The organism is Pseudomonas endophytica, from assembly GCF_001411475.1.
Classification (GTDB): domain Bacteria; phylum Pseudomonadota; class Gammaproteobacteria; order Pseudomonadales; family Pseudomonadaceae; genus Aquipseudomonas; species Aquipseudomonas endophytica.
Genome location: NZ_LLWH01000042.1, coordinates 1 through 10,204, shown reverse-complemented (window position 1 = coordinate 10,204; position 10,204 = coordinate 1). Strand labels below are relative to the sequence as shown.

9 protein-coding genes and 1 tRNA gene are annotated in these 10,204 nt (G+C 52.7%); 3 read left to right on the top strand and 7 right to left on the bottom strand.

Annotated features, from left to right (window positions below):
• Positions 1-39: 39 nt before the first annotated feature.
• Positions 40-115, bottom strand: a tRNA-Glu gene (locus tag AQS70_RS04530).
• A 388-nt stretch (positions 116-503) separates the two neighbouring features.
• Between AQS70_RS04530 and AQS70_RS04525 the strand changes: the two genes are divergently transcribed.
• Positions 504-1,262 (top strand): hypothetical protein, encoded by a 759-nt coding sequence (locus AQS70_RS04525; RefSeq protein ID WP_187331775.1) that lies wholly within the window; start codon positions 504-506, stop codon positions 1,260-1,262.
• Between the two features lie 133 nt (positions 1,263-1,395).
• On the opposite strand, the gene AQS70_RS04520 is transcribed toward AQS70_RS04525, so the two are convergent.
• Entirely contained in the window at positions 1,396-1,740 is a 345-nt protein-coding gene (locus tag AQS70_RS04520; RefSeq protein WP_055101726.1) for a YggL family protein, read from the bottom strand.
• Between the two features lie 231 nt (positions 1,741-1,971).
• Between AQS70_RS04520 and dacB the strand changes: the two genes are divergently transcribed.
• Positions 1,972-3,438 carry a D-alanyl-D-alanine carboxypeptidase/D-alanyl-D-alanine endopeptidase gene (dacB, locus tag AQS70_RS04515; RefSeq protein ID WP_055101725.1) on the top strand — a complete coding sequence of 489 codons (1,467 nt, stop codon included), beginning with the start codon at positions 1,972-1,974 and terminating at the stop codon, positions 3,436-3,438.
• An 88-nt stretch (positions 3,439-3,526) separates the two neighbouring features.
• Here dacB and rlmKL read toward each other — a convergent pair whose 3' ends face one another.
• A complete protein-coding gene (rlmKL, locus tag AQS70_RS04510) occupies positions 3,527-5,797 on the bottom strand; it encodes a bifunctional 23S rRNA (guanine(2069)-N(7))-methyltransferase RlmK/23S rRNA (guanine(2445)-N(2))-methyltransferase RlmL (protein ID WP_055101724.1) in 2,271 nt (756 codons plus the stop codon).
• Positions 5,798-6,339: 542 nt separating this feature from the next.
• Between rlmKL and rmf the strand changes: the two genes are divergently transcribed.
• A complete protein-coding gene (gene rmf, locus AQS70_RS23085) occupies positions 6,340-6,555 on the top strand; it encodes a ribosome modulation factor (RefSeq protein ID WP_082428030.1) in 216 nt (71 codons plus the stop codon).
• Positions 6,556-6,685: 130 nt separating this feature from the next.
• On the opposite strand, the gene AQS70_RS04505 is transcribed toward rmf, so the two are convergent.
• The 4 genes from AQS70_RS04505 to AQS70_RS04490 all read right to left on the bottom strand — a co-directional run.
• Positions 6,686-7,711 (bottom strand): quinone-dependent dihydroorotate dehydrogenase, encoded by a 1,026-nt coding sequence (locus tag AQS70_RS04505; protein ID WP_055101723.1) that lies wholly within the window; start codon positions 7,709-7,711, stop codon positions 6,686-6,688.
• A gap of 120 nt (positions 7,712-7,831) precedes the next feature.
• Positions 7,832-8,809 carry an OmpA family protein gene (locus tag AQS70_RS04500; protein WP_055101722.1) on the bottom strand — a complete coding sequence of 326 codons (978 nt, stop codon included), beginning with the start codon at positions 8,807-8,809 and terminating at the stop codon, positions 7,832-7,834.
• Positions 8,810-8,915: 106 nt separating this feature from the next.
• Positions 8,916-9,506, bottom strand: coding sequence for an RNA polymerase sigma factor SigX (gene sigX / locus AQS70_RS04495; protein WP_156355000.1), 591 nt, complete (start codon positions 9,504-9,506; stop codon positions 8,916-8,918).
• A 93-nt stretch (positions 9,507-9,599) separates the two neighbouring features.
• Positions 9,600-10,204 (bottom strand): mechanosensitive ion channel family protein (locus tag AQS70_RS04490; RefSeq protein ID WP_055101720.1); only part of this gene is annotated, 605 nt, incomplete at its 5' end.

Sequence of the window (10,204 nt, the reverse complement as noted above, 5' to 3'; positions counted from 1 at the left end):
GGGCGAGGTCGTGCTCTACCAACTGAGCTATTCCCGCATTGGCGTCCCCTAGGGGACTCGAACCCCTGTTACCGCCGTGAAAGGGCGGTGTCCTAGGCCACTAGACGAAGGGGACACACTACAACTTCACTGGTTACATGCGTTTAGCTGTTCGCTTTACGCTGCAATTGGCGCGCATTCTAGGGATGGATTTAGAACTCGTCAACCCCAATATGAAAATTTATTGAAATCAATGACTTCCCTACCCTCAAGACCTTTTCCCACACCACCTAACGCCTAATTCCTTAGACCTATATTCCTGCATCCTACAAGCGCTATGATGACAAGCTTGAATGATGGCGAAATGTACCTTTCGAATTTTTACCTCTCTATTATAGATAGCCAAAAACTTGAGCTGACTGAGATAACGCACGTGCATTCAGAACAAGCCTATTAGCAACACTGCCCGACACTTTCTATCGCGGGCAGGCCACCCCGATGAGGTTTTAACGTTGACGCCTTCCATGATCACTCTGATAGTCGTTGCCGGGATCGCTCTTTTGATCGCTATCGGCTACATAAACCACGTCGTTGAACATAACAAAGTGGAAAAAGCTCGCCTCAAAATTGAGCTTAACGACCGTATCCGCCGGAGCAGCGAAGTCAACGAAACCTTTCCTGGGCAACTGATGACACCTGCACTCAAGGTGCTACTAACCCGTCTTGAACTCAATGCAAGCCAACGGCTGCTACTGCTGCAAAAATCCGACAGCGCGTTAAAGGCACGGGTTGCAGAGCTTGAAGGGCTCATCGCGCAAGGTGAGTCAATGCCTGTTAATAACCCGCCACGGCCGATTCTCACTGAGGCCAAGGCTAAAGATGTGCGTTTTCAGCTTGAGACACTGCATGGACAAATCACCCGCGCCGCCAAGGATCGTGCTCTGCCCGCCAACGAAGCTAAGCAATGGCTCAGAGAGATCCGTCACTTGCTGGTGATGCTGCATATTGAGTTCTTCAATAATCTGGGCCAGTTAGCCTTTCAGCAAAATCAGCCGGGCCAGGCACGCTTGGCCTATGAGCGCGGCGTACAGTATTTGCGCAAACAGCCCGATCAAGCACCATACAGTGAGGCACTTAAGAGTTTTGAAGCTCAGTTAATGCGTGCCAATGCCCTCGTGCTGAGCAACCTTGAGCCTACCAGTGACGAGGTCAATGAACTGAACGAAGGGCTTAAAACCGACGAAGCTGAAGGTGATTGGAAGAAGAAAGCTATTTACGACTGACAAACCAACCAACGGCCACACGAAAACACGCACGTGTGCGGTTAGTTAGCAACATAATGTCGAAACAGCGCCCAGAACGGGCAAAGGGTGTAATACAGAAAGGCAGCTACTTGAGCTGCCTTTCTGTTTAACGTCAGGCTACCGGATTAATTGGCTTTTCCGGGTACCACACGTCCAACAGCGGGCTCACTTCAACGCTGGTCAGCTCGGAACGAGCTTTCAACCAAGCTTCAACAGCGGCGCGCTGCTCTGCGCTGACCGAGCCGCGCTTTTGCAGGCAAACCAGACCGTAGTCATCGCCACCGACATAGCCAAGGCCGTTCGCTTCCATGGCTTCTTTTAGAAAAGCTTCAAGGAATGCGTCGATAGCCTCTTCCGACAGGTCTTCTTTGAAATCCAGGTTCAGCTCAAAACCCAGCTCCTGAAATTCATCAACGCACAGTTTTTTGCGCAGACGCTGGGAACGATTAGTAGCCATTGAACAATCCTCATAAGTAATTACGGGCGGCACTTTACCAGCTTAAGGCTACTGCTGCCCGATTGCGTGTGAACGGTTCATCGTTTTGTGCGTTAAATAAGTCACAGCCAAGCATACGACGATGCACAAGCCCGATAGGCTTGGGGCATAATGCGAACACTTTTAAGACCATTGAGGGTCTTTTTGTTCACGCCCTCTTTTTTTCCCCTCGCCCGCAGGGTTTTACTTCACATGATTAAATCTTTACGACCATTGCTTCTGGCCAGCGTGTTTTTGCCGCTCGCCTTCGGCGTCAATGCCGCCCCTGTCAACACCACTCTGACGCCTAAAGTTCAACAAGCGCTCAAAACCAATAAGCTGCAAAACGATGCGTTATCACTGGTGCTACTGCCTCTCACCGGCCCAGGCGTTCCCACCGTATTCAATGCCGATGTGTCGATGAACCCGGCATCGACCATGAAACTGGTAACGACTTACGCAGCACTCGAAATGCTAGGCCCAACCCACCAGTGGAAAACTGAGTTTTATACCGACGGCACCCTGAACAATGGCATTCTGAACGGCAATCTGTATATCAAGGGCGGCGGCGACCCCAAGCTCAACATGGAAAAACTCTGGCTGCTGATGCGCGACCTACGTGCCAACGGTGTACAGCAAGTGACCGGTGATTTGGTGCTCGAGCGTAATTTCTTCGAACAACCACAACTGCCTGCGTTTAACGATGACGGCAATGATGTAAACAAACCCTTCCTCGTTAAACCCGACGCGCTCATGGTCAACCTGAAAGCGTTGCGGTTTGTCGCTCGCAACGACTCCGGCAAGGTGCTCGTCTCGGTCGAGCCGCCGATTGCAAGCATCAAAATCGAGAATCAAGTTAAAGCGATCAATGCAAAACAATGCACCGGCGATGTGCGTTACAACCCTGTCCCTCAAGCAGACGGCTCAGTTGTCGTCACGGTTAGCGGCCAACTGGCAGACGGTTGTAACTCACAGACTTATCTGTCCTTACTTGATCACGCGACCTACACAGCAGGGGCTGTACGCGCCATCTGGAAAGAGCTTGGCGGCAGTATTCAAGGGCAGGACCGGCAAGCCAGCGTACCTAAAGGCGCAAAACTGCTAGCACGCGCCTACTCGCCAGATTTGGCCGAGATCATTCGCGACATCAATAAATACAGCAATAACACCATGGCTCAGCAGCTATTCCTGAGCCTCGGCGCCCAGTTCCGCACCGATGCAGACGGCGATGACGCTAAAGCTGCACAGCGCGTTATACGCCAATGGCTGGCCAAAAAAGGGATCACTGCACCGCATCTAGTGATGGAGAACGGCTCTGGGCTGTCACGGGCTGAGCGTGTAAGTGCACGCGAAATGGCACAAATGCTACAAGCTGCCTGGAAAAGCCCCTACGCAGCAGAGTTCATCAGTTCCCTACCCATTGCAGGCAAAGACGGCACGATGCGTAAACGCCTGAAAACCACTGCGATGAATGGCCAAGCTCACATTAAGACGGGCACCCTGAATACCGTACGGGCTATCTCAGGTTTTAGCCGAGACAGTAATGGCGATACCTGGGCCGTGGTCGCGATCCTCAACGACCCACGCCCTTGGGGCGCCTCTTCGATTCTCGACCAGGTTCTTCTCGACCTATACCGCCAGCCCCCCATCGCTAATCGCGCGGTTTCTATCGCTCCGTAAGGTTTACCACCGCCCAATAAAAAACGCCCCCGATCATACGAGCGGGGGCGTTTTAATTGGCTAGGCCTCGCGACCTACACCAGCCATATTAGCGGGCCATGATTTTCCAGGCGCGGTGGATCTTGCTGTTACGGGCAAAGTCCGGATCGACAGTGCTGGCGGTAATTTCTTCTACGGCATAACGTGCTTCCAAATGCTCGTCGAGGATGAACTTACGGAAGTTGTTGGAGAAGTAAAGAACGCCGCCTGGCGCTAAGCGTGCCAAGGCCAAGTCCAACAACTGAACGTGGTCGCGCTGAACGTCGAAAACCCCTTCCATGCGTTTGGAGTTGGAGAAGGTCGGCGGATCAATGAAGATCAAGTCGTACTCTTCACGGCAGGCATCTAGCCAAGCCATCACATCGCCCTGCTCCAAACGGTTCTTGTCCGAAAAACCGTTCAACGACAGGTTGCGACGAGCCCAGTCCAGATACGTTTTTGACAGGTCAACGCTGGTCGTACTGCGTGCGCCGCCTTTAGCCGCGTGCACACTGGCGGTTGCGGTGTAGCAAAACAAGTTCAAGAAGCGCTTGCCAGCGGCCTCTTTCTGAATGCGCATGCGCATCGGGCGATGATCAAGGAACAACCCGGTGTCCAAATAGTCGGTGAGGTTAACCAGCAGCTTAACGCCGCCCTCAGTCACTTCAGTAAACTTGCCCTGGGCGCTTTGACGCTCATATTGCTTAGTACCGCTCTGACGCTCTCGACGCTTGACGATCACTTGGCTTTTGTCGATGTTCAGCGCTTGGGGAATCGCAGCCAAGGCGTCAAACATGCGAGCCGACGCTTTTTCCGGATCAATAGACTTCGGCGCCACGTACTCTTGAACGTGCACCCAGTCGTGATACAGGTCGATAGCCATCGAGTATTCAGGCATGTCGGCATCGTAAACGCGGTAACAATCAATACCCTCACGCTTAACCCACTTGCCGAGTGCTTTGAGGTTTTTTTGCAAGCGATTGGCAAACATTTGCCCGCCTTCGCTCAAACGCGGCTGTTCGATGACCACTGGCGCGGGCTTGATCGGATTACCGTTTTTGTTGAATTTCTCGTATTTAGGCACAGCTTCGAGATTGGACGGCAGATCCGATTCGGCCTGTTCACGCTCAGCCTGACGCTGCTCAGGAGTACGACGCTCGCCAGTGACAAATTGATCAGGCGTTACCTTGATCAGCAGTAACTTGCACGGCAAGGCGCCGTTCCAGAACGAATACTGCTTGTGACTGCGAATACCCATGCGCTTGCCCAGATCTGGAGCGCCGGTAAACACCGCCGCCTCCCAGTTCAGGCAAGCCTGACGCAAACGCTCACCCAGGTTCTGGTAAAGGTAAAGCAAGCTGGCCTCATCCCCCAAACGCTCGCCGTACGGCGGGTTGGAAATGACCAGGCCCTTTTGATTTTGATCAGGGCGCGGCTCAAAGGTCGCGACTTCACCTTGATAAATCTTGATCCAGTGGCTCAAGCCTGCACGCTCGATGTTATTGCGAGCAGGTTGGATCAGGCGCGGATCGGCCTCATACCCACGGATCCACAAGGGAGGCTTGGCCATGCCAATTTCAGCACGCTCGGTGGCTTGCTCATGAAGTTTTTTCCAGATAGCTGGCACGTGGCCCAGCCAACCGTCAAACCCCCAATGAATACGATTGAGGTTCGGTGCAATGTCAGCGGCGATCATCGCGCCCTCAACCAAAAACGTCCCGACACCGCACATTGGGTCAGCCAGTGCAGCACCCTCGGCCGCCATCCGCGGCCAACCGGCACGAATCAACACCGCGGCTGCGAGGTTTTCCTTCAAGGGGGCAGCACCTTGCTGCAAACGATAACCGCGCTGGTGCAAACTGCTGCCCGATAAATCCAAAGACAGAATCGCTTCGCCACGATCTAGACGCAGATGGATCCGCAGATCAGGGCTGAACTTGTCAATCGACGGGCGCTCGCCAGACGACGTACGCAGTTTGTCGACGATGGCGTCTTTGACCTTCAAGGCGCCGAAGTGGGTGTTATCAATACCCGAACCATGACCACTGAATTCGACGGCCAACGTACCGTCCGCCAGCATGTGGTCATGCCATTCAACCTCTAATACGCCGTTATACAGGTCTTCTGCGTTCTTCATTGGGAAGCGCTTAAGTACAAGCAAAACGCGGTTAGCAAGACGCGACCATAGACACAAGCGGTAGGCAGTTTCCATATCTGCCATGCCACGAATGGCTGAGGTGTGCTCGCGAGCCTCCTCAAGACCAAGGCCGATAGCCTCCTCAAGGAGCAGACCTTCAAGGCCTTTCGGGCAGGTAAGGAAGAGTTCGTTACGATCCGACATGGGATTCCTGAGCTTTTAGCTTTCAGTGAACAAGCAACGCATTGCTTGCTCCGTTTTCAATCAAGCGCTTTTCTTGAAGAGCGCTCGCGTGGCACGAAACTGTGCCGTTCCACTTCAGCGACATTGCCTACCTTTGAGCAGATTAAGTCTAGACGCTGAAGCAGATCATTCATTAAGAAACAATTGGTCATATTCAGACCCTTCGTCGAATAATACCCGAGTAAATAGAGCAAGTATTAGCAACGGAGAATGAAACTCATCATCTTTGCAAGCGCTCGCCCTGTCAGGCTTTATCCGATTCAAAGCGTGCAAAAACGGTCTTTCTTATGGCTGTAACACCATTATCGTTACGTGCTTATGACAAAAAGATCATTCCCTCGTCTGAGCGCATTGGTTAGAACTGAACGCAGGTTGTTGCCGCGCAGGTGACAACAAAAAAGCTCGCTATGCCGACAGCGAGCATCTCAACGGCAGGACACTCTGCCCCGACCTTTAGAAGGTCGACGCTATATAAAACAGTCAACAAGTGAGGGAAGCACCCTATGAGAAGACTTAAGCGTGATCCGTTGGAAAGAGCATTTTTACGCGGATATCAATATGGCGTTCATGGTAAATCCCGTGAGCTTTGCCCATTTACTCTACCGTCGGTACGCCAAGCCTGGATTAACGGCTGGCGCGAAGGACGCGGCGACAACTGGGACGGTATGACAGGCACTGCGGGCATCCACAGACTCAACGAACTCAACGCCGTCGGCTAACGCTGGGCACCTTTCGACATTACCTCGAAGCTACACCGACTTAACCTTGCCGTCTCATCCAGGCGGCGGGCTTCGGCCCAAGGGCTCCTTAAAGGAGCCCTTTTTATGCCTGTTTAATAAGGTGCGTCAGTTACTTTCGTGGCAACGCAGAAATGGCATCAACTGACTCACGAATCAAGGCTGGGCCTTTATAGATGAAGCCTGAGTAAATTTGCACCAGGCTGGCGCCTGCAGCGATCTTCTCAGCCGCGTGCTTGCCTTCAGTAACCCCGCCTGCGGCGATAATCGGTAAGCGACCTGCCAGCTCTGCGGCGAGTACCTTGACCGTATGCGTGCTCTTTTCGAGCACTGGAGCGCCAGACAAACCGCCGGCTTCATCACCATGCGCCAGACCTTCAACACCGTCGCGACTAAGCGTGGTGTTGGTTGCGATCACTGCATCCATACCCGTCTCAAGCAGCGCCTGAGCCACAAGTACGGTTTCTTCGTCGCTCATGTCTGGAGCGATCTTAATCGCCAGTGGTACACGCTTGCCGTGGCGCTGCGTCAGCTCGTTCTGGCGTAGCTGCAAGGCTTCTAGCAACTGCTTGAGAGAATCACCGAACTGCAAACTGCGCAGACCCGGGGTGTTCGGCGAGCTAACGTTAACGGTCACGTAGCTGGCGTGGGTATAGACCTTGTCGAGGCAGATCAGGTAGTCATCGACTGCACGCTCAACCGGCGTATCGAAGTTCTTGCCGATATTGATCCCTAAAATGCCGGTGTACTTTGCTGCCTGTACGCGGCTCAATAAGTGATCAACCCCAAGGTTGTTAAAGCCCATGCGGTTGATGATGGCTTGCGCTTCAGGCAGTCGAAAAATCCGCGGCCTTGGATTGCCAGGTTGAGGACGTGGCGTCACAGTGCCGATTTCAACGAAACCAAAGCCCAACTGGGCGAAACCGTCGATGGCTGCACCGTTTTTATCCAGACCAGCAGCCAAACCCACCGGATTTGGAAAATCTAGCCCCATGACCGTCACTGGCAGCTTCGCCGGTGCCTTGCACAACAAACTATTGAGCCCCAGACGGCCGCCCGCACCGATCAAGTCCAGCGACAGATCGTGAGAGGCTTCAGGAGACAGTTTGAAAAGCAGCTGGCGGGCCAGGTTATACATGGGCGCAATGGACTCGAAGGGTTACGGAAAGTGGGCGCAATTATAGCTGCGCCGCCCGGTAAATCACAGGCAAAGAAAAACCCGGCCTGAGCCGGGTTTTTCTGAACAGCCTATCTAAAATTAATTAGATTGAGCTTGAACTACCGCTTCTACGCGACGGTTCAGAGCACGGCCTTCTGCAGTTGCGTTAGTAGCAACTGGTGCATCCTTACCGTGGCCAACTGCGTCTACACGGTTAGCCGCAACACCTTGCTGAACCAGAACCTGACGCACAGAGTCAGCACGACGCTGGGACAGTTTTTGGTTGTAAGCATCGGTACCGACGCTGTCAGTGTAACCATTCACAGTAGTGTTGGTCGCAGGGTACTGCTGCATGAACTGAGCAACGTTCTGGATGTCAGGCATGTACTGAGGTTTAACAACTGCTTTGTCGAAGTCGAACTTAACGTCCAGCTCAACCTTAACAACTTCAGCGATTGGAGCTTCTGGTTCTGGCTCAGCAACAGGTGCTGGAGCTGGGACCGGAGCAGGAGCTACTTTACCGCCGTTGCCGCCGAAGTTTACACCCAGACCAACGGTAGGAGCGTAGTCCCAACGACCGTTGTCCAGTTTGTAGTCAGCTTCAACGCCTGCACGGGCGAACAGGTTGTCAGTGATGTACCACTTAACACCAGCGCCAGCTGTCAGGAAAGTCGACTTGTCACGACCGCTGTGGCCATCGGCCTCAACGTTGGTCATGCTCTTGTGAGCCACACCACCGGAAACGTATGGACGCAGAGCGTCGCCTACGGTGCCGAAGTGGTACTGAGCATTCAGACCAAAGTTGTCGCCTTGGAGTTTCTGATGACCAGTGCCGTCGTTAGAACGGGTGTGGTTAGTCTTGTCGTATGCGAAGTTGATCGACACATCATCAGTGATGAAGTAACCGATCGATGCGCCTGGGTTGTAACCGTCTTCAACGTGGTTGACGCTGTCGTTGTACTGTTTTTTGTAGAACAGTTCACCCTCGACCGCGCCTTGGCCTTGTGCCAGGGCACCGAACGAAGTTGCGGCTACAAAGGAACCAATGGCAATGCCCAAGGTGTTTTTCAGTTTCATCCGTTAAATCCCCATCTGGTGATTGTAAAGCAGTCCCACATACCGGGGGACAACTCGGCGGCAAGTCTATCAGACATTGCCTACACGTAGAGCCATTTGCACTGAACTAAGTTTCAGCAAGACCTGCAAATTTCTCACGCAATTTATCTAGAGCACGCTTGTATCTCATCTTCGTCGCGCTCAAACCCATATGCATTATGTCTGCGATTTCCTGAAATTCCAGTTCTGCGACAAAACGGAGCACTAAAATTTCACGGTCAACCGGGTTCACATGCACCAACCAGCGATCAAGTCCGCCCTTTTCCTCAGGTTTCGGCGCCTTTTCTTCAGACGCCTCCTCGAGGGGATCAATACTTAATGCGTCCATCAAGCGACGCTTTCGCCGTTCCTTTCGATACTGTGTAATGCATTCGTTGTAAGTGATGCTATATAGCCATGTTTTGAATTTCGATTTTCCCTCGAAATTTTTCAAGCCGTACAGCACCTTTAACATCACTTCCTGACAGACATCGTCAGCATCTCTATCGTTCCCTAAATACCTTGAACAAACGTTGAACAAAGTGCGTTGATATCGACGCATTAGCTCTTCGTATGCACGCGTAACGTGAAACAACTCATCGTGCGCGCGCGCAACCAACTCCTCATCAGAGAGCTCGCGGGGATCGTAGCGCATGGATAGCGATTGGGCTTTATTCAAAACGAGTCGTGCCGACAGTCAGGTCAATGGCCACCGTATCAGCCTTTAAAGCAGGCATTTTTACGGCGGCATACATTAGCAGGGTTTGCCGCATTAGCGGCTTGTCACGTGCTGCTCCAGCAAGATCCGATTGGAAATTGAGACTAGCTCACCCTCCTCGGTCAGCAACGTGGTTTTAACCGTGCCGATCTCTTCGATCTGCCCCTCGACCTCGCCAACTCGCACTTCTTGCCCAACTTGATACAACTCACGCACATAGATCCCAGCCAGAATCTGACCCGCAATTTCTCGACTTCCTAGACCCATGGCCAGGGCAACTGCCAGACCAACGGTAATCAAGACAATCACAATCACATGGTTCAGCAGGTCGGTTTTGACTTCCAGCTGACTAATAGCCACGGAAATACTGATGATGATGACCAAGCCCTGAGCAACACGCCCCAAACCGCTTGCGTAATCAAAACCGACACCCTCGGCTGCACCCCGTACTAGCCCGTTGAGCAACTGCGCGACCAGCACACCTGCTAACAACACTAGCAAAGCCCCGAAAACCTTGGGCAAATAAACCGTAAAGATATCCAGTGCTGCAGAAACGCGATCCAACCCTAGTGATTGCGCCGCCGACACCAGAAAAACCAGCAAGATGAACCAGTAGACAATTTTGCCGATCAAGGTCGAAATGGGGACTTTAATGCCCA